Genomic DNA, 19,245 nt, shown 5'->3' on the forward strand with positions numbered 1-19,245 from the left:
AAGCGCTAGCGGGACGACCAGCCCTGCGCGCGCAGCCGGTCGATGCCGTCGAGCAGCAGGTCCAGCGCGAACTCGAACTCGAACTGGTCGTCGCAGCCCTCCCCCACCACCGACGCGTCGTCGTGTGACGCCGCACCGGCGATGGCCGCGAGGTGCGGGAACCGGGCCGCGGCCTCGGCCGGGAACGTCGCCGGCGGTGCGGGGTCGGCCGGGCCGGACCGGCCGGCGCGCCGGGAGGTGTCGAACAGCTCCTGGCTGAAGCCCATCATCCGGCTGCCCATCGCGTGCATGACGTGGTGGGCGAGGTCGGTGGAGAACCCGCCGTCGCGCAGCGCGCCGACCATCGCGTTGAGGTAGTCGAGGATGGCCGGGGTCGCGTCGAGCTTGGACTCGATCGCCAGCGCCGCCCACGGGTGGCGCAACAGCACCTGCCGGGCCGAGAGGATGCGGCGGCGCAGCGCCCGCTTCCAGTCTGCGTCGGGCACCAGGGGCTCGATCTCGCCGACCACCGCGTCGATCATGCCGTCGAGCAGCTCGTCCTTGTTGGAGACGTGCTTGTAGAGGGCCATCGGGACGACGCCGAGCTCCTGGGCGAGCTTGCGCATGCTCAACGACTCGATGCCGGCCTCGTCGGCGAGCGCGACGGCGGCGCGCAGGACGCGATCCCTGCTCAGCGGCGCCCGACGCAGCGTCTCAGCCTGCTCAGCCATCACGGATGAAACCCTAGCCCTCTTGACAGGTGTACGGCGTACACCTACCTTACTCGTCAAGAAGGTGTACGCCGTACACCTGGGGAGGGGAGAGATGAAGGCCATCGTCCAGGATCAATACGGCCCGCCGGAGACGCTCACGCTCGCGGAGGTGGAGACCCCGGTTCCGGGCCCCGGCGAGGTGCTGGTGCGGGTCGAGGCCGCCGCGCTCAACGCCTACGACTGGCACGTCATGCGGGGTGACCCGCGGCTCGCCCGCCTCGGCTGGGGTCGGCCGGCACCGCGGGCGCGCATCCGGGGCCGTGACTTCGCGGGCCGGGTCGAGGCGGTCGGCGCCGACGTGCGGCAGGTGCGCACCGGTGACGCCGTCTTCGGCGACCTCGGCGTCGCCAGCGGCGCCTTCGCCGAATACGTGTGCCTGCGCGAGGACCTGGTCGCGCCCAAGCCGGCGAACCTGACGGCGGAGCAGGCGGCCGCGCTGCCGCTGGCCGGCGTCACCGCGCTCCAGGGACTCGCGCAGGTCCGACCCGGCCAGCGCGTCCTCGTCAACGGCGCCTCGGGCGGCGTCGGCACCTTCGCCGTGCAACTGGCCAAGGCCGCCGGCGCGACGGTGACCGCGGTCTGCAGCACCCGCAACGTCGACCTGGTCCGCTCACTCGGCGCGGACCACGTCGTCGACTACACCCGCGCCGACTTCACCCGCGGCGACACCCGGCACGACCTCGTCTTCGACCTGGTCGGCAACCACAGCCTGCGGGCGTTCCGGCGGGCGCTCACCCCGACCGGCACGCTGGTGCTCTCGGGCGGTGGCGTCTACCGCGGCGGGAGCCTCGTCGGGCCGGTCTGGCTCATCGCGCGTGCGCGGCTGCGGGCACCCTTCGTCCGCGGGCAGCGCATCGTCGTGCTCGATGCCGTGCCCGGCCGGGCGCACCTCGAGGCACTGAGCGCCCATGTGGAGGCCGGCCGGCTCACCCCCGCCATCGACCGCACGTACCCGCTGCACGAGGTGCCACAGGCGATGCGCTACGTGGAGGCCGAGCACGCGCGAGCGAAGGTGGTCATCACCGTTTAGGCGCGTGCACCGTCACCTGGTCGAGGCGGGTGAGGAAGTTGGGGCCGAATGCGGTGCCCGGGGTGTGCGCGCCCGGTGTGACCGCTCCCCCGCGGCGGCCGCCGGTGCCGGCGAGCAGGTGCTCGGCGGCCCGGTGCACCGCATCGGCGGTCAGGTCGTAGGCGTTCGGGCCGGTCAGCGTGGCCGTGCGGGTCTCGCCGGCCGCGTTGCGCACCTCACCCCAGACCTCGATCTTCGTCGCGGCCCGGGTCTCCGCGCTCGGGCCGGGCGGCTGCCGGCGGATCGCCCGCGCGGCCAGCGCCCGGACCGGCGCGAACCGGATCAGCCGCGACATCAGGCTCGGCGCCGGCACCCGGGTGTAGACGACGATGTCGCCGATCCTGGTCGAGTGGTGGGCGGTGACCAGGTCGCCCCAGGGCACGGCGCCGACGCGGCGGACCTTCGACGGGAACGGCACCTCGCGGGCGGGCGTGCCCATCGGCGTCGGAACCATGACTCCGGCGATCCGTCGCCGACCACCCCCGGCGTTCAGCGCCAGGCCCGTGGTCGCGGTGCCGCGGCTCATCCCGCCCGGCGCCGAGAAGGCCAACTCCAGCGCGGTCGCGTCCGGCAGGGCAGCGTGCAGCAGGTTGGCCAGGCAGTCGGTGGGCACGACGTCGAAGCCGGCGCCGGTGAGCAGCACCACGCCGGCCGCCTCGGCCTCGTCGGAGCGGGCCAGCACGGCCTCGAAGACCGGGTGCTCGCCGGTCACGTCGAGATAGTGGGTGCCGGTGGCGAGGCAGGCGTCGACCATCGGGCCGGAGGTGGCCACGAACGGGCCGGCGCAGTGCGCCACCACGTCCACCTCGGCCAACTCCCGCCGGGTGGCGGCGGCGTCGCGGAGATCGAAGACCACGTGGTCGAGGCCGAGGTCGTCGGCGAGGGCGCGGACGGCGGTGGCGTTGCGGCCGGCGAGCAGGGGGCGGTCGCCACGCCGGGCGGCCAGGCGGGCGACGAGCTCACCCGTGTAGCCGTTGGCGCCGTAGATCATCCATCGTTGATGGGACACGGGAACACCGTAAGGGGTATGACCCGATTCTATCGAGGTGCGAGGACCGGCACATCGACCCGGTTACCGATCCGTCCCGGGCGCGCGCCCCGTACCCTCGTTCGGGTTGGTCGCGCGACCCGTGGCCGATTCATCGCACGAGGAGCCATCCGCTTGACCGACGTCACCACGCTCCAGCAGGAGATCGCCACCGAGCAGAAGCACGTCGACCGGGTGTACGCCCGGGTCGCCGAGCTGCGCCAGGAAGCCGCGCGCGCCGAACGGGAGGGCTACCGCCAGGCCGCGGTCGGCAACTTCGGCGCACTGGTCGAGCGTGACGCGTTCGTGTTCCACGCCGCCCGCCGGCGCTACCTGCTCGACGCCGAGCACGAGGGCCTTGTGTTCGGGCGACTCGACCTGCACGGCGGCGCGAGCTTCCACGTCGGCCGGCTCGGCGTGCGCGGCGAGGACGCGCAGCCGCTCGTGGTCGACTGGCGCGCGCCCGCGGCGGCGGCGTTCTACCAGGCGACGGCGGCCGAGCCGCAGGGCGTGATCCGGCGGCGCATGATCCAGTCGTCCGGCGAACGGGTGACGGGCATCGAGGACGACCTGCTGGACCCGGAGGCCGCGCCCGAGCAGATGCGGGTGGTCGGCGACGGCGCCCTGCTCGCCTCGCTGTCGAAGGCGACCGGGCACGGGATGCGCGACATCGTCGCCACCATCCAGCGCGAGCAGGACCAGGCGATCCGCTCCCCCGGCAGCGGCGTGACGATCGTCTCCGGCGGCCCCGGCACCGGCAAGACCGCGGTCGCCCTGCACCGGGCGGCGTACCTGCTCTACTCGGACCGCAACCGGTTCGCCGGCGGCGGCATCCTCGTGGTCGGACCGTCCACCGTGTTCGTCGACTACATCGCGTCCGTGCTGCCGTCGCTGGGCGAGGAGTCGGCGACCCTGCGCTCGCTCGGCACGCTGGTGCCGGGCTGGTCCGCGACCCGCACCGACCCGGGCCCCGTGGCCGCGGTCAAGGGCTCGCTGCGGATGCGCCGCGTGCTGGAGCGGGCCTCGCACGACGCGGTGCCGGACGGCCCGACGACGCTGCGCCTGCTCTACCGGGGCACGCTGCTGCAGCTCGACCGCAACCAGCTCGACCGGATCCGGACCCGGGCGCTGCCCCGCGGCGCCCGGCGCAACGAGGTCCGGCGCGCCGGCTTCGACGGGCTGTTCGACGCGCTGTGGGCACAGGCGCAGGCGCAGAAGGTGCCCGGGCTGCCGAGCAAGGCCGAGTTCGAGGGCGCACTCGCCGACCGCGAGGACTTCCGGTCGTTCGCCAAGGAGTGGTGGCCCCGGCTGCGCCCGCGGCACGTGCTGGCCTGGCTGGCCGACCCGGCCCGGCTGCGCCGCTACGCGGCGGGTCTGCTGTCGACGGACGAGGTGGACCTGCTGAAGGGCGCGTTCGACACCGAGGACCCGACGATCGCCGACGTGGCGCTCCTCGACGAGCTCGACGCGCTGCTCGGCCGCCCGATGCAGGCCGCGCGCCAGCAGCGCAGCCAGTTCCAGGTGGCGCAGGGCGTCTACGAGCTGAGCACGGCCGCCGAGCGGGCCCGGGCGGCCCGCGCCGCGGCCACCGCCCGACCGGACGACTACCGGGAGTACGCGCACGTGGTGGTCGACGAGGCGCAGGACGTCTCGCCGATGCAGTGGCGGATGCTGGGCCGGCGCGGCCGGCTGGCCTCGTGGACCATCGTGGGCGACCCGGCGCAGACCGCCTGGAGCGGCGACCCCGCCGAGCTCGAGCGGTCCCGCGAACGGGCGCTGGGTTCGCGGGCGCGCAACGCGTACACGCTGACCACCAACTACCGCAACTCGGCGGAGATCTTCGAGGTCGCCGCGGCGGAGATCCGCACGATCGCGCCGGACCTGCCGCTGCCGACCGCCGTGCGGACGACCGGCGTGCCGCCGGTGGCGCTGGCGGTGCCGTTGGCGGCCCTGGCCGCGACGGTCCGCGACGCGGTGGACGAGCTGCTGGCCCAGGTCGAGGGCACGATCGGCGTGATCACGCCGGTGGACCGGGTCGGCGAGGTCGCCGGCTGGCTGGGCGAGGTGGGCGACCCGCGGCTGCAGGTGGTGACGAGCCTGCAGGCCAAGGGCATGGAGTACGACGGCGTCGTGCTGGTCGCGCCCGGCGAGATCCGGGCGGGTGGCGCGGCGGGCGTACGCACGCTGTACGTCGCCCTGTCCCGCGCCACCCAGCGGTTGGTGACCGTGGACGTCACGGCCTGACGGCGACCGCCTCGTACTTGGTGTCGGGGGTCGGTGTGGTGCTGAACTTGGCGTTGGGCAGGTAGAGCCGCTCGCCGTAGCGGGCGACCGTGGTCGGCACGTTGAACAGCTCGCTGGTGATCGTCCGCACCACGGTGCCCCGGGTGCCGGACCGGTTGAGGTCGACGACGGAGATCTGGTTGAGGAAGTTCTGCACCACGTAGAGGCGGCGCCCCTCGAGCCAGAGCCCGTCGCCGTTGGTCATCGGCACGCCCCCGAGGTCCACCGCGGTGGCCTCGCCGGTGTCCGGGTCCACCACGAACAGCGTGGCGGTGTTGGACTGGACGACCAGCAGGTTCCGGCCGTCCGGGGTCTGCGCGATGCCGTTGGCGTTGGTGGCGCCCGGCGTGAACACGAAGTCCCCGGTGAGCGGGACGGTCTCGAACGTGTCGCCGAGCTTGCCGTGCCGGCCGAACGGCACCTTGTAGAGCACGGGTTGCCGTGAGTCGGTGAACCAGGCGGCGTCCCGCGTGAGGATCACGTCGTTGACGAAGCTGGTCCCGTCGGTGAAGTTCCAGATCTTCAGGGTCTTGCCGGTGCGGGAGTCGATGACCCTGCCGTCACCGCTGGTCTGACCGCTGATGAACAACCGTCCGCGATCGTCCAGCTTGAGCCCGAGCGACCCGGTGCCGAAACCCGGGTTGATGATCTCGCCCAGCCCCGTGACCAGGCTGGCCCGGTAGATGGCCCCGTCGACCCGGGACCCGAAGTAGGCGTACGGCGCTTTTCCGATGGCGATGCCCTCGGGCTGGAAACCGTTGGGCAGGTTGATCGTGGTCGGGAACAGGTCGTGTTTCCTGTCGTGTGCGTTCGCTGTGCCGGCCGGTCCGAGCAGGGTGGCGGCGAGTACCGCGGTCAGACCCAGCGCGATGGCGGCGACCCGGTGGCGCACGATGGCATCTCCTTTCGACGACCTCCGTGCAGAGATTCACGCACGTGCGCGCGATCCGGTTCAGCGCTCAACCGACCTGTGGCGGCGGGATCGGCGCGCCGCTGGCCAGCACGTCCGTCAGCGCGCTGAGCCGCTTCTGCCGTGCCGCCGGGCTGGGTGCGCTGGTCAGCTTGAGGATGACGGCGTACCGGCTGGTCTTGTCGAGCGCGGCGAACCGCTCGGCCGCCGCGGGGTTGCCCGCCAATGCGTTCTCGAGGTCGTCGGGCGTCCGCGCGTCGCGCTGTGCCGGATAGGCGGCGGCCCAGCGACCGTCCACCTTGGCCGCGTCGATCTGCGCGTGGCCGGCGGCCCGCATCCGGCCCGCGGCGATCAGTGCCTCGGCGCGCTCCACGTTGACCTGTGACCAGCGGGCGCCCTTGCGGCGGGGCGAGTAGCGCTGGAGGAAGTGCGTGGCGTCCAGGCCGCGCCGCTGGCTGTCGATCCACCCGAAGCAGATCGCCGCGTCGCCGGCCTCGGCGGCGGAGATGGTCGGCGGCGCGGCGCCCTTCTTCGCGATCCGCAACCACGCCTCGCCGGCGGTGTCGTGGTGGTCGCCCAGCCAGGCCTCCCACTCGGCGACGGTGCTGAAGGTCATCGGCTCCATGCGGCGACGCTACCGGTCCGGGCCCGCCGGGTCCTTGCGGCTATACCCCAGGGGGGTATAGTGGGCGGCATGGAGCACGGACACGGCCAGGCGGCCCACACCGGTCACAGCGGGCACGACAACCACGCCGGGCAGGACAACCACGCCGGGCACGACAAGCACGCCGGGCACGACCCCGAGCAGTTCCGGCGCAAGTTCTGGCTGTCCCTCGCGCTGACGATCCCGATCGTCGTGACCAGCGAGATGGTCATGGACTGGTTCGGCTACTCGCTGAGCTTCCCCGGCATCGACTGGATCGGGCCGGTGCTGGGCTCGGTGGTCTTCTTCTACGGCGGCTGGCCGTTCCTGGTGGGCGCGGTCCGCGAGGTCCGCGACCGGGCGCCGGGCATGATGCTGCTGATCTCGATGGCGATCACGGTGGCCTACGGCGCCTCGCTGGCCACCGCCGCCGGCGCGTTCGACCTCGACTTCTGGTGGGAGCTGGCCGCGCTCGTGACGATCATGCTGCTCGGCCACTGGCAGGAGATGAAGGCGATCGGGCAGGCGCAGGGCGCGCTCGCGGCGCTGGCCGCGCTGCTGCCCGACGACGCCGAGCGGGTCACCGACGGCCGGGTCGAGACCGTGCCCGTGTCGGACCTGCGGCTCGGCGACCTCGTGCTGGTCCGGCCCGGTGCCCGGGTGCCCGCGGACGGCCTGGTCGTCGAGGGATCCGCCGAGGTGGACGAGTCGATGATCACCGGCGAGTCGCGGCCCGTGCCGCGCCAGGCGGGTGACCGGGTCGTCGCCGGCACGGTGGTCACGGACTCCGCGGTCCGGCTGCGGATCGACGCCGTCGGCGCCGACACGGCACTGGCCGGCATCCAGCGACTGGTGGCACAGGCACACGCGTCCGGCGGCCGGGCGCAGGTGCTGGCGGACCGGTTCGCCGCGGCGCTGTTCTACGTCGCCGCCGGGGTCGCCGCGGCCACGTTCCTCGTCTGGTGGGCGCTCGGCAGCCTCGACGACTCGGTGGTCCGCACGATCACCGTCCTCGTGATCGCCTGCCCCCACGCCCTGGGCCTGGCCATCCCGCTGGTGATCGCGCTGTCCACGGCGGTCTCGGCCCGGGCGGGCATCCTCGTCAAGGACCGGCTCGCGCTGGAGCGGATGCGCGTCGTCGACGCCGTGCTGTTCGACAAGACCGGCACGCTGACCAAGGGCGCGCACAAGGTCACCGGGGTGGCGGCGGCCGAGGGCGTCACCGAGGAGCAGGTGCTGCGGCTCGGCGGCGGTGTCGAGGCCGACAGCGAGCACCCGCTCGCCAAGGCGATCGTTACCGCCGCGGGAGACCCGGCGCCGGCCACGGACTTCCGGTCGCTGACCGGGCGCGGTGTGCAGGCGACGATCGACGGCACGTCGTACGCCGTCGGCGGTCCCGCGCTGCTGCGTGAGCTGGGCGTCGAGGTGCCCGAGACGCTCGCGACCGCCACCAAGGCCTGGAGCGGCCGGGGCGCCGCGGTGTTGCACCTGATCGCGCTGTCCGACGAGCCGCGGGTGCTCGGCGCGTTCGCCCTGGAGGACGAGGTGCGGCCGGAGGCCCGGCAGGCGATCGCCCAGCTCCGCGCGCAGGGCATCAAGAAGATCGCCATGATCACCGGTGACGCGCGGGCGGTGGCCGAGGCGGTCGCCGCCGACCTGGGCTTCCGGCCGGGTGTCGACGAGGTGTTCGCCGAGGTGCTGCCGGCCGACAAGGACCGTGCGGTGGCCGACCTGCAGGCCCGTGGCTTGCGGGTGGCGATGGTCGGCGACGGCGTCAACGACGCCCCGGCGCTGGCCCGGGCCGACGTCGGCATCGCGATCGGCGCCGGCACCGACGTGGCCATCGAGTCCGCGGGCGTGGTGCTGGCCTCGTCCGACCCGCGCGGTGTGACGGGGGTCATCCGGCTGTCCCGGGCCGCGTACCGCAAGATGATCCAGAATCTCGCCTGGGCGGCCGGATACAACGTCGTCGCGATCCCGCTGGCGGCCGGGGTCCTCGCCTGGGCCGGGTTCACCCTGAGCCCCGCGATCGGCGCGGTGCTGATGTCCGCCTCGACGATCGTGGTCGCGCTCAACGCCCAGCTCCTGCGCCGGGTGCGACTGACGTCGGCCTGATACCCATGGGGGGTTAGCTATGGTTGAAGACATGACAGCACCGGCAACCGGCCCGACGCGCGGCTACACGGCCAGCAAGGACCAGCTCAGCGCCCGGCTGCGCCGCATCGAGGGCCAGGTGCGCGGCATCGAGCGGATGGTCGAGGACGACCGATACTGCATCGACGTGCTGACCCAGATATCGGCGATCCAGGCCGCACTCGACAAGGTCGCCCTGGGCCTGCTCGACGGCCACGCCCGCCACTGCATGAAAGAGGGCGCGGAAGATGGCCGCGCCGACGAGATGGCCGGCGAGATGATGGCCGCCGTCGGCCGCCTGATGAAGCGCGGCTAGCCGCAAGGAACGGTCCGTTGCTAACGCATTCCGCATAGGAACGGACCGTTCCTAACGCGGGCTCAGTCGTCGGCCAGGGCGGCCACGACCGGGAGGCGGGCCGCGCGGCGGGCCGGGAGCACCGCCGCGAGCAGGGCCGCGGCCGCCGCCGCGAGCACGACGAGGGCCAGTTGGCCGACCGGCACCACCGGGACGCCGTGGCCGTACGTGTCGATCAGGGCGGCCGCCGCCACCCAGCCGATGCCGCCGCCCAGGGCCACGCCACCGACCGCGCCGACCACCGCGATCAGGCCCGACTCCAGCAGCAGCATCCCGCGGAGCTGGCGGCGGGACAGGCCCAGCGCCCGCATCGTGGCCGACTCGCGGCGGCGTTCCACCACTGACAGCGACAGCGTGTTGCCGATGCCGAACAACGAGATCAGCACCGACATGCCGAGCAGCGCGGCGAAGATGCCGAGCAGCTCGTCCAGGGAGGCGGCCAGCTCGTCGGCCTCGGCGGCGCGGCTGGTCACCTGGACCACCGGGTACGCGCGCAGCTCCGCGTCCACCACCCGCCGACCGTCGGTCGTGGACACTCCGGGCGCCAGGTCGACCAGGATCTCCACCGCCGGGCGTTCGCCGTACGCCGCGGTGAACGCCGGATAGGACACCAGCGCCGAGCCGTCCAGCGGCGAGTCGTCGTAGAGCGCCACCACCCGCAGGGTGCCGAGGGCACCGAACTCCGTCGACGAGCCGACCGACAGGCCCCGATCGGCGGCGTACCCCCGGCTCAGCGCGACCTCCCCCGGGCCGGGACCGGTCAGTGAGCCCGCCGTCACCTCGGGCCGGATCGCACCGCGGAGCTGGTCGGGCGGCACCGCGGCGACCCGGATCCGCTCCCCCGCCAGCGGCTGCTCCGAGCGCACCTCGGCCACCGTCGCGAACTCCGGGTGCCGGCGCAGCGCCTCGGCGAGCCCGGCCGGCATGCCGGCGCGCATCGACTCGAACGTGCCGTCGGTGCGCGCCCGGTTGAGCGTGAACTCGACCGGGAAGTTCTCGGTCAGCTCCCGGCCGCTCTGGTCGCGCGCGGTGGCCAGCAGCACCGCGAACAGCGACATCAGCGCCACCCCGATGACCAGCGCGAGCGTGGTCGCGGCGGCGCGGCGCGGGTTGCGGCGGGCGTTGGCCACCGCGAGCGCCGGCACCGTGCCGAACAGCCGGGCCGGGAGCCAGCCCACCACCGCGACCGCCCGGGGCACCACCAGCGGGCCGGCCACCACCGCGGCGACGAACAGCAGCATGCCGCCGCCGAGCACCAGTGGCAGGCCCGGGAAGCCGAGCGGGACGCCGCCGCCGATCGCGAGCAGCCCGGCCACCCCCAGCAGGGCGGAGCCGACGACGCGGGCGGTGCGGCGGCCGCCGGCCACGGCCCGGGGCTCGGCGAGGGACGCGTCGCGCAGGGCGGCCAACGGCGGCACCCGGCCCGCGGACACCGCCGGGACCAGCGCGGAGACCACGGCCACGAACGTGCCGAAGCCGACCGCGACCAGGAACGTGGGCCAGCGCACGACCGGCGTGTGCAGCGGGATGTCGGTGGCCACGAGCTCGCGGCCCCAGATCAGGCCGTACCCGATGAGCACGCTCATCACCAGGCCGCCGATCGAGGCGACGACGCCGAGCAGCAGGGCTTCCAGCAGCACGGTGCCGGTGACCTGGCGGCGGGACGCGCCGACCGCACGGAGCAGGGCCAGCTCCCGGGTGCGCTGCGCGGCCAGGATCGCGAACGTGTTGTAGATGACGAACGCCGACACCGTCACGGCCACCAGGCCGAAGCCGAGCAGCACGGCGACGAAACCGGTGACGTACTTGCCGGCCTCGACGGCGAGGCGGTCGCGGAGCGCAGAACCGGTCAGCACCGGGTACGCGTGCCCGAGCGCGGCCGCCACCCGGTCGCGCAGCACGGTCTCCGACACCCCGGGCCGGGCGGCGACCACCACCTCGGCGAACCGCTCGGTCCCGGTCAGCGCGGTCAACTCGGCGTCGGTGAGCGCGGCGATCGTCGAGCCGCCGTAGAGCCGGTTGACGCCGAGGTCGAGCACGCCGACGAGGGTGAGCGCGCGCGGCTCGCCCGCCGCGTCCAGCACGGTGACCGGGCCGCCGACCGTGAAGCCGGCCCGCTCGACCGTGTTCTTCTCGACCGCCACCTCGCCCGGGCGGGTCGGCAGGCGGCCCGCGAGCAGGTCGTACGCGGCCAGCGCGGGCACGTCCGGCACCGACAGCCCGTAGCCGACGTGGCCGTGGTCCATCATCAGCTTGCCGTCGCGGTCGAGCATGCTCAGCCAGGCCGCCATCCGGCCGTCGACCGCCGCCACTCCGTCGACCGCCGCGATGGTCTCCACCGTGTCGCGCTCGGCGAGCAGCGCCGCGGGCTCGACCGCCACGTCCACGTTGCGGGCCGACCGGGCCAGGTCGTCGTAGAAGGCCGCCCGGGCGGTGTCGCCGTAGACGAGGGTGCCGGCGAGGAAGCCGACCCCGACCATCACCGCGAAACCGGTCAGCACGAGCCGGACGGCGTGTGCGCGGAAACCGGTCACAGCGAGGCGGACAAGAGGCCGTTTCACGTCGACCAGTCTGAACAACCGCCGCACGGGTCTCGCCACGCCCCGCCTGTCGCCATCGCGACAGCCTGGTCAGGCGGACAATGGCAATGGTTCCCGGTGTCACCTTTGCATACATAGCGATGTTTGCATAAGACTGGAGAGCAGCGGAGACGACGAGCTCGAGGAGGACCGGTGGGAGCGGGACACGACCACGGCGTGCGCGACGCGGGCGCCCGGCACCGCGGGCGGCTGTGGTGGGCTTTCGGGCTGCTCGCGGTCTTCATGGTCGTCGAGGCGATCACCGCGTTCGCCACCGGCTCGCTGGCCCTGCTCTCCGACGCCGGGCACATGTTCACCGACGTGCTCGGCATCGGCATGGCGCTCGCGGCGATCACCGCCGCTCGCCGCGCCGCGCGCGACCCGCAGCGGACCTTCGGCCTCTACCGCCTGGAGGTGCTCGCCGCACTGGCCAACGCCGTGCTGCTGTTCGGCGTCGCGATCTACGTGCTGGTCGAGGCGGTGCGCCGGTTCGGCCACGCGCCCGAGGTGAACACCACGCCGATGCTGATCGTGGCCGCGCTGGGCCTGATCGCCAACATCGTCGCGTTCCAACTGCTGCGCAAGGGCGCACAGGAGAGCATCAACGTGCGCGGCGCCTACCTCGAGGTGCTCGGCGACCTGCTCGGCTCCGTCGGCGTGCTGCTCGGCGCCGGGATCATCGCGGCCACCGGCTGGTTCCTGGTCGACCCGCTGATCGCGGTGGCGGTCGGCCTGTTCATCCTCCCCCGCACCTGGAAGCTGGGCCGGGAGGCGGTGCGGATCCTGGTGCAGGCCGCGCCGGGGCACCTGGACGTGGCGGCGATGCGCACCTCGCTCGGCGCCGTGCCCGGCGTGTGCGACGTGCACGACCTGCACGTCTGGACGCTGACCTCGGGCATGGAGGTGGCCTCGGCCCACCTCGGCATCGAGCGCGACGCGGAGGTCGCGGCGGTGCTCGCGGCCGCCCGGGAGACCCTGCACGACGGCTTCGGCATCGACCACGCCACCCTCCAGGTGGAGCCGGTGGCGACGACGGGTGACTGCCGCACCGCCACTTGGTAACCGTGGGTGTTTAGGACCGCCTTAACTTTGGTGACCATCACGGGAGATTTGCCCGGGTAAATCCGGGCAAAGCATTTTGATACGGCCTTTAACGGCCCTCCCGCAGAGTAGGGATCCCTGGGTAGTCTCCAGATCGATCTTCGCTGGCGCGGCACCCCAGCGGTGCCCGCGGAGGTCATCGCCTAATCGCCACGGCGAGCCGGGGAACCACGCACCAGGGGTGCATCCGCGCGAGCGGTAGGGATCACTTCCGTCCCGAACCCGTCAGCTAACCCGGTCGGCGGCTGACGGAAGGACGTGCCCAGATGATCGATCCCCCCAGTCATCCGCACCTGAAACGACGATGGATCCGGGTCGCCGCGGTCATGCTGCTCGGCCTGGTGATCGGGCTCGCCGGCCCGATGGCGCCGGCCAACGCGGACCCCGACGACGAGGGCGGCACGGCCGAGCTGCGGGACCAGCTCGACAAGGCCAGCCGCGGCTACCTCGACGCCCAGTCGGCGCTGAAGCGCTCGCAGGGCAAGCAGCAGGAGCAGGAAGCCAGCCTCCGGACCATCGAGCAGGACCTGGTGACCCGCGTCGAGGCCGTCGCCGAGCTGGGCCGCGCGGCCTACCGGACCGGCCGGCTCAGCCCGATGTCCGCGCTGATCAACAGCGACTCACCGGACCGCTTCCTGGAACGGGCCAACGCGCTCGGCATGGTCGCGGCCAACGAGCAGCGGGCCATCCGCGGCCTGGAGGACACGAAGGCCAAGGAGGCGTCGGCCACCGAGGCGATCAAGACGGAGGTACGCGAGCAGCAACGCCAGGTGGCGCTCATGAAGGCTCGCAAGGACCAGGCCGAACGGGCGCTGGACGTGGCGGCCAAGCAGCAGAAGGCAGCCGCGGCCGCGGCGGCGCGGTCCGGCGGGTCCGGCAGCGACACCGGCGGATCCGGCGGTGCCACCGCGACACCGGCGAAACGCAACAGCGACGGAAGCTGGCCGACCGAGTCGTGCAGTGTCGACGACCCGACCCCGGCCAACGGCTGCATCACCCCGCGCACCCTGCACGCGCTGCAGCAGGCCAAGGCGGCCGGGTTCACGCACTACGTGTCGTGCTACCGCAGCGGCGGGTCCGGCGAGCATCCCAAGGGCCGGGCGTGCGACTTCGCGGCCGCGAAGGGCGGCTTCGAGGGTGATGCGACCGGTGCCGACAAGACCTACGGCACCAATCTCGCGAACTACTTCATCCGCAACTCGGACCAGCTGGCCGTGCTCTACGTGATCTGGTACCGGCAGATCTGGTTGCCCAGCAGTGGTTGGAAGGCCTACAGCGGTGCGGGCGGAGACCCGTCCAGCGACCACACCAACCACGTGCACCTGAGCGTCTACTGAGGTCCCGAAAGATCCGGGGGTACGCCGTCCGGCGTGCCCCCGGCGGCCTTTTCCAGCACCTCGGTGAGCCGCTCGGCCAGCTCCCGGTGCGCCTGCTGCGCGGTCCGGAACGCGTACCCGAAGAGCGGGGTCGGCGCGGTCAGCCTGATCTTCACCTCGATCCGGACGCCGCCGTCCGAGACCGGGTAGATCCGCGCGGTGTTGCGCAACGTCGTGCCGGGGCGCTGGCGGGCGAGGGTGACCACCTCGGCATGGCAGGCTCGTGGGCCCTCGGCCGGCCCGGGCCGGTTGATCGCGAGCACGTCCGCCGTGTAGGTCGTGGTGAACTTCAAGGGGCCGAAGGCGAGGCGGTCGTTGATCACGAAGCTGCGCACCGCTCCGTCCACCGGCGGCACCTCGGTGACCTTGACGATGAACGGGTGCAACTCGGTGTGCCGGCTGAAGTCGGACAGCAGGGTGACGGCTGTTTCCGGCTCGCAGTCGGCGCGCAGCTCGTACGTGAAGGTGTCGCTCTTGGCCACGGGGCTCCTCGACGTCAGTTGAGGTGGTGCACGGCGGGTGCGGGGAAGGCGTACGGTGCCGGCGCGCTCGCCGGCATGATCGACGACCATAGGCCCAGCGCGACGTCGACGCTGCGCGGCCGGTCGCCGGGCGTGCGGGTGAGGGTTGCCCGGCACAGGTCGGCGACCGCGCGGGGCAGGCCGGGAACGGCCAGCACCGGCGCGGGCGCGGTGCGTGGGCGATGGCCGGCCGGGCGGCCCGTCAGCATCTCGTGCAGGAGCAGGCCGAGGGCGAAGACGTCGTCGGCCGGCAGGCCCGGCGCGCCGGCGGGACCGGCCAGCCCGAAGTCGATGATCTTGACGCCGGCCCGGGTGAGCATCACGTTGCGGGCCGAGACGTCCCGGTGCACCACGCCGCGCCGGTGGGCCACGGCCAGCACGTCGGCCACGGTGGCCGCGATCCGGACCGCCTCCGGCCAGGGCAGCGGGCCACCGACCAGCCGGCCGGCCAGGGCGACGCCGTCGAGCAGTTCGAACACGACATAGGGTGCGACCGAGCCGTCCGGCAGCGGGGCGGCACCGTGGTCGTAGACGCGCGGGACGCTCGGATGCCGCAGCCGCTCGGTGATCTCCGCCTCGCGCCCGGCCAGGTCCGGCTGAGCGGGCGTGATCACCTTGACGGCCAGCGGGCGGGCGGTCTGGCTGTCGAAGCCGTGGTAGACCGTCGACACGCCGCCGCGCGCGATCGGACCCAGCAGGACGTACCGCCGAAGGATGGTCGTGCCCATCCGCAACCACGCCACGCCACGGCACTCTTCCCGATCAATGTCTTCCGGACAAGAGGTCGCGGAAAGGCTTTAACCGGTGATAAACCTCAGGCGCCGGCCGGGGTGTTCAGGTCGCCGAGATAGGGCTCCGGCGCACCGAACAGACCGAGCAGACCGGTGACCCAGAGCTGCCGGTGTACGAACCGGCTGGGCTCGGTGACCACCAGCTTGATGCCGCTCACCTCTGCCGTCTGGAAGCCCGCCACCATCGCGCTGATGCCGACGGAGTCGATGAAGCTCACCAGACGGAGGTTGAGCTCGATCCGGGTGGGGCGATCTTCGGTCAGCGCCGCGGCGATGGCCTCTTTGACCTCGTGGGCGGAGTCGACATCGATCTCACCGCGTGGGGCGATCTCGAGGACTCCGTTGGCACGTCGAGTTGTCACGATCGACAGACTCACGCAACTACCTCCGAGCTCGAACCTCGGTCCGCATCCAGGGGACCTTTCGACAGTACGCGGACCGCGACCGAGAGTATTCGCATCCATCACATGGTCGCCAGCCTTGCAGCCGCGTACTTTCCCCTTTCTCGTATTCCGAAACCGGCATAACCGGCAAATCATGAATATGTGACCTTCGACTCGTGTGAACCGAACACACGTGTCGAATTCCGGCCGGGGCCAGCGTACCGCACGTGTCGACCGTCACACTGGGTGAGGCGACGCGGACCGTCCACAGTCGGCAGCCGCGTGATCCGGGTCGCGTCGCCGTGACGATCCGTGGTTTGCGCCGGCCGGCGGGCGGGCACAAACCAGAGGTCGGACGCCCCGTGCGTCCGAAGTGGCAGGTTCGGCGACCAAGGAGGACAGCAGCGATGTTCGGAACCAACCTCATGGACCGCCGGAGCAGGGCCGAGCGGATCACCGACGACGCGTGGGACAACCTGCGCACGTTCGTCGACTCGGCACGGTCCGCCGGGCGGCACACCGCCGACCTGGCGGGCGACGCCGGCAGCGCCATGTCCGGCGTCGTCGGTGCCGTCGGCGGGGCGGCGACCGTCGTCGGTGGCGCCGCGGACGAGGCCCGCCGGCGGGCCAGCCTCGCTTACGACGCGCTCGCCGGGCGCCGGATGCCGACGCAGTGGACCCTCGTGGTCGCGGCGGCGGCGATCGGCGCGGCGATCGGCTGGGCCGCGGGGTCGGCCGCCCGGGCGGCGATCGCCCGAATGGGCGACGAGGCCTCGGGTCGGGTCGACGAGATCGAGTTCGTCGAGGCCGACCGCACGCCGTCGACGCTGGAGCGCTGAGCCCGGTCCGGGGCGTCGAGCCCCGGCGAGTGCGCGGGGTTGCCGAAGTGCCGGACCGGCAACCCCGCTCTGCGCTCAATTGACGTGTGACTGTGCGCGAGCGATGCTCATCGTCATGCGTCATCGGCCGACCACTGAGCGTGTCGATCCGCCGCCCGAAACGCACTCGTTCCGCATCACCGACCTCGACGAGGCCCGCGCGTTCTGTGCGGAGTTCTACTACGAGGTCCACCTGGACCTGCTCGACCAGGCCCGCCCGCTGGCCTTCGAGGCCGACCTGGCCCGGCTGGGCGCCATCACCGTCGGCGACATCCGGTTCGGCGCCGATGTCGCGATCGGCGCCGAGGTGATCGACGCGTACCACGTGAACCTCCCGATCGCCGGCGCGATCGGCAGCGAGCACCGCGGCGCGGTCACGATCGCGAGCCCCCGGCGCGCCGCCGTCTTCCGGCCGGGCACGGGCGCCAGCACCCGGCGCTGGGCCGCCGACTGCCGCAGCCTCAACATCCGCCTCGACCGTGCGGTGCTGGAGGCCGAGCTGGCGACGTTGCTGGGCCGCCCGGTCCGCGGCCCGATCCGGTTCGGCGCCAGCTTCGACACGACCCGCGGCGCGGGCCTCACCTGGGCGCGGATGGTCAACCTGCTGCGGTCCGAGATCGCCAACCCGCACAGCGCGCTGCTCCAGCCGCTGGTCGCCGAGCGCTACACGCAGGGCCTGCTGGGTGGGCTGCTGTTCGCGGTCGACCACCAGTACGCGGACGCGCTGACCGCACACGCGCCGCCGGCCCGGCCCCGCACGGTCCGGCGGGCGATCCAGGTGATGGAGGCCGACCCGACGCACCGGTTCACCACGGCGGAGCTGGCCCGGATCGCCGGAGTGTCGGCCCGGGCACTGCAGGAGGGGTTCCGGCGGCACGTCGGTCTCGCACCCATGGCCTACCTGCAGCAGGTGCGGATGGGATACGCGCGCGACGAGCTGCGCCACCCGATGCCCGGCCGCGACACGGTGGCCGCGATCGCGAACGCGTGGGGCTTCGGCCACCTCGGCCGCTTCGCGGCGGCGTACCGCGAACGCTACGGCGAATCGCCGTCGGCCACCCTCCGCGGCCGCTAGGCCGTGTTCATTCCCCCGGGTCGCCGTGGTGGTCGCGGGGGACGCGTTGGGCGGGGATGCGGGGCTCGGTGCGCACCGTCGGGGTGCGGCCGTTGGGGCCGCGCAGGCCCGCCAGCACGCGGTGGGCGGCGGCGAGGCCGTCCTCGGTGGCCGAGGTCAGCGGCGACGGTTGGGCGGCGGCGGGTTCGACGCGCAGCGCGGCCTGGAGCCGGTCGTAGCGGTGCAGGAAGTCGACCGCGCTGCTGAGCGCCGCTACCGCCCGCAACATGTCACCTTCAAGGTCCGGCATGGACACGTCCCTCCCCCTGCGGATCGGACGGACTTTAGGCCGGTGCCCGGACCACGTCGATCCACTTCACGCCGGTGCTATCCGGATCGCGCGGCCGGGCGGCCACCATGTCGTACCGCACGGCTACGGTCCGTCGCATGCGAATGCTCGATGTGCACCCGCGGGTGACGCGGCGGCTATGCGGGTGGCCGCAGGGCGCGTTCGACCGCCTGGCGCAGGGTCGCGGGTGGGCGGCCGAGCACCCGGTGCAGGTCGTCCGTCTGCCGTTCCAGTGCCCCGGCCCGGGCCAAGCCCAGCAGGAAACCCATCGGGCCGGGCGCCGGTGCGGTGACGTCGCGGTGCACGACCGGGCGGCCGGTGACCTCGCTCAGCTCGGCGGCCAGTCGCGGATAGGTCCACAAGGGTCCGGTGAGGTCGTACGCCTGACCGAGGTGGGTGTCGTCCGTGAGCGCGTTCGCGGCCGCGGCGGCGAGGTCGGCCCGCAGCGCGGTGTTGAGGCCGCGGCCGCCGGTGTGGTCGTCCAGGACGCCGTCGTCGACCGCGTTCCGCAGGCCCGCGTTGACGAACGCATCCGTATAGAACGGATGCCGCAGGATCGTCCAGGCCAGCCCGCTGCCGGCGATCGCCCGCTCGGTCTCGTGGTGAGCGGCGTTCATGCCACCGCCGTCGCGGTCGGCGCCGAGGAAGCTGGTGTAGGCGATCGCGCGCACCCCGTTGGCGACCGCCGCGTCGATCACCGCGCGGTGCTGCTGGATCCGGCGCCCGGTGTCCAGCTCGGGCGACGAGATGAGCAGCACCTTGTCCGCGCCGCGCAGGGCCGACCGCAGGCTCGCCGGGTCGTCGTAGTCGCCGTGCCGCACCTCCACACCGGCGGCGGCCACGTCGGCGACCCGACCGGGATCACGGACGGCCGCGACGACGGGTCCGCGGACGCGCAGCTCCCGCACCACCAGCCGGCCGAGCGCGCCGGAGGCCGCACAAACGACGATCATTCAGGTCCTCTCACCGTTGATCCAGCGATGGCTAGGGTCTGTCCTGCCGCTCAACGTGAGCCGAGGCGGAGTCCAGGCGTCGTCTGGT

18 protein-coding genes and 1 riboswitch are annotated in these 19,245 nt (G+C 73.0%); of the genes, 8 read left to right on the forward strand and 10 right to left on the reverse strand.

Annotation, left to right across the window (positions count from 1 at the left end; genetic code table 11):
- Window positions 1–5: 5 nt before the first annotated feature.
- Window positions 6–710 (reverse strand): TetR/AcrR family transcriptional regulator, encoded by a 705-nt coding sequence (locus Air01nite_RS38125; protein ID WP_203708278.1) that lies wholly within the window; start codon window positions 708–710, stop codon window positions 6–8.
- A 94-nt stretch (window positions 711–804) separates the two neighbouring features.
- Here Air01nite_RS38125 and Air01nite_RS38130 point away from each other — a divergent pair, with 94 nt between their 5' ends.
- Window positions 805–1,782 carry an NAD(P)-dependent alcohol dehydrogenase gene (locus tag Air01nite_RS38130; protein WP_203708279.1) on the forward strand — a complete coding sequence of 326 codons (978 nt, stop codon included), beginning with the start codon at window positions 805–807 and terminating at the stop codon, window positions 1,780–1,782.
- Here Air01nite_RS38130 and Air01nite_RS38135 read toward each other — a convergent pair.
- Window positions 1,772–2,830: a saccharopine dehydrogenase family protein gene (locus Air01nite_RS38135; RefSeq protein ID WP_203708280.1), complete on the reverse strand. Its 1,059-nt coding sequence runs from the start codon at window positions 2,828–2,830 to the stop codon at window positions 1,772–1,774. The genes Air01nite_RS38130 and Air01nite_RS38135 overlap by 11 nt on opposite strands.
- A 153-nt stretch (window positions 2,831–2,983) precedes the next feature.
- Between Air01nite_RS38135 and Air01nite_RS38140 the strand changes: the two genes are divergently transcribed.
- Window positions 2,984–5,092 (forward strand): HelD family protein, encoded by a 2,109-nt coding sequence (locus Air01nite_RS38140; protein ID WP_203708281.1) that lies wholly within the window; start codon window positions 2,984–2,986, stop codon window positions 5,090–5,092.
- Here Air01nite_RS38140 and Air01nite_RS38145 read toward each other — a convergent pair.
- Together Air01nite_RS38145 and Air01nite_RS38150 are read right to left on the reverse strand one after the other, a co-directional pair.
- Window positions 5,082–6,023, reverse strand: coding sequence for an SMP-30/gluconolactonase/LRE family protein (locus tag Air01nite_RS38145; RefSeq protein WP_203708282.1), 942 nt, complete (start codon window positions 6,021–6,023; stop codon window positions 5,082–5,084). The two genes, Air01nite_RS38140 and Air01nite_RS38145, sit on opposite strands and share 11 nt — an antisense overlap.
- Window positions 6,024–6,090: 67 nt before the next feature.
- Window positions 6,091–6,666 (reverse strand): YdeI/OmpD-associated family protein, encoded by a 576-nt coding sequence (locus tag Air01nite_RS38150; RefSeq protein WP_203708283.1) that lies wholly within the window; start codon window positions 6,664–6,666, stop codon window positions 6,091–6,093.
- 69 nt (window positions 6,667–6,735) lie between these two features.
- Between Air01nite_RS38150 and Air01nite_RS38155 the strand changes: the two genes are divergently transcribed.
- Together Air01nite_RS38155 and Air01nite_RS38160 are read left to right on the forward strand one after the other, a co-directional pair.
- On the forward strand, window positions 6,736–8,799 hold the full coding sequence (locus Air01nite_RS38155; protein WP_203708284.1) for a copper-translocating P-type ATPase: 2,064 nt from the start codon (window positions 6,736–6,738) through the stop codon (window positions 8,797–8,799).
- A gap of 31 nt (window positions 8,800–8,830) precedes the next feature.
- On the forward strand, window positions 8,831–9,133 hold the full coding sequence (locus Air01nite_RS38160) for a metal-sensitive transcriptional regulator (RefSeq protein ID WP_203708285.1): 303 nt from the start codon (window positions 8,831–8,833) through the stop codon (window positions 9,131–9,133).
- 62 nt (window positions 9,134–9,195) lie between these two features.
- Here the strand turns inward: Air01nite_RS38160 and Air01nite_RS38165 are convergent, their stop codons facing one another.
- Window positions 9,196–11,733 carry an ABC transporter permease gene (locus tag Air01nite_RS38165; RefSeq protein ID WP_203708286.1) on the reverse strand — a complete coding sequence of 846 codons (2,538 nt, stop codon included), beginning with the start codon at window positions 11,731–11,733 and terminating at the stop codon, window positions 9,196–9,198.
- A 171-nt stretch (window positions 11,734–11,904) separates the two neighbouring features.
- Between Air01nite_RS38165 and Air01nite_RS38170 the strand changes: the two genes are divergently transcribed.
- Window positions 11,905–12,813 carry a cation diffusion facilitator family transporter gene (locus Air01nite_RS38170; RefSeq protein ID WP_203708287.1) on the forward strand — a complete coding sequence of 303 codons (909 nt, stop codon included), beginning with the start codon at window positions 11,905–11,907 and terminating at the stop codon, window positions 12,811–12,813.
- 169 nt (window positions 12,814–12,982) lie between these two features.
- A riboswitch (cyclic di-AMP (ydaO/yuaA leader) is annotated at window positions 12,983–13,112 on the forward strand.
- Between the two features lie 6 nt (window positions 13,113–13,118).
- Window positions 13,119–14,189 (forward strand): coiled-coil domain-containing protein, encoded by a 1,071-nt coding sequence (locus Air01nite_RS38175; protein ID WP_203708288.1) that lies wholly within the window; start codon window positions 13,119–13,121, stop codon window positions 14,187–14,189.
- Here the strand turns inward: Air01nite_RS38175 and Air01nite_RS38180 are convergent.
- The 3 genes from Air01nite_RS38180 to Air01nite_RS38190 all read right to left on the reverse strand — a co-directional run bounded on the left by Air01nite_RS38180 (window position 14,183) and on the right by Air01nite_RS38190 (window position 15,917).
- Window positions 14,183–14,710 carry an SRPBCC family protein gene (locus tag Air01nite_RS38180; RefSeq protein ID WP_203708289.1) on the reverse strand — a complete coding sequence of 176 codons (528 nt, stop codon included), beginning with the start codon at window positions 14,708–14,710 and terminating at the stop codon, window positions 14,183–14,185. The two genes, Air01nite_RS38175 and Air01nite_RS38180, sit on opposite strands and share 7 nt — an antisense overlap.
- Window positions 14,711–14,724: 14 nt before the next feature.
- Entirely contained in the window at window positions 14,725–15,477 is a 753-nt protein-coding gene (locus tag Air01nite_RS38185) for a serine/threonine-protein kinase (RefSeq protein ID WP_203708290.1), read from the reverse strand.
- 86 nt (window positions 15,478–15,563) lie between these two features.
- Complete coding sequence (locus Air01nite_RS38190) at window positions 15,564–15,917, reverse strand: STAS domain-containing protein (RefSeq protein WP_203708291.1); 354 nt, start codon at window positions 15,915–15,917, stop codon at window positions 15,564–15,566.
- A gap of 413 nt (window positions 15,918–16,330) precedes the next feature.
- Here Air01nite_RS38190 and Air01nite_RS38195 point away from each other — a divergent pair, with 413 nt between their 5' ends.
- Together Air01nite_RS38195 and Air01nite_RS38200 are read left to right on the forward strand one after the other, a co-directional pair.
- On the forward strand, window positions 16,331–16,762 hold the full coding sequence (locus Air01nite_RS38195) for a hypothetical protein (protein ID WP_203708292.1): 432 nt from the start codon (window positions 16,331–16,333) through the stop codon (window positions 16,760–16,762).
- Between the two features lie 115 nt (window positions 16,763–16,877).
- A complete protein-coding gene (locus tag Air01nite_RS38200; RefSeq protein WP_203708293.1) occupies window positions 16,878–17,876 on the forward strand; it encodes an AraC family transcriptional regulator in 999 nt (332 codons plus the stop codon).
- Window positions 17,877–17,883: 7 nt separating this feature from the next.
- On the opposite strand, the gene Air01nite_RS38205 is transcribed toward Air01nite_RS38200, so the two are convergent.
- Window positions 17,884–18,165 carry a hypothetical protein gene (locus Air01nite_RS38205; RefSeq protein ID WP_203708294.1) on the reverse strand — a complete coding sequence of 94 codons (282 nt, stop codon included), beginning with the start codon at window positions 18,163–18,165 and terminating at the stop codon, window positions 17,884–17,886.
- Between the two features lie 176 nt (window positions 18,166–18,341).
- Entirely contained in the window at window positions 18,342–19,157 is an 816-nt protein-coding gene (locus Air01nite_RS38210) for an NAD(P)H-binding protein (protein ID WP_203708295.1), read from the reverse strand.
- Between the last annotated feature and the right edge of the window lie 88 nt (window positions 19,158–19,245).

The sequence above is a fragment of the Asanoa iriomotensis genome (assembly GCF_016862515.1).
GTDB classification, from domain to species: Bacteria; Actinomycetota; Actinomycetes; order Mycobacteriales; family Micromonosporaceae; genus Asanoa; species Asanoa iriomotensis.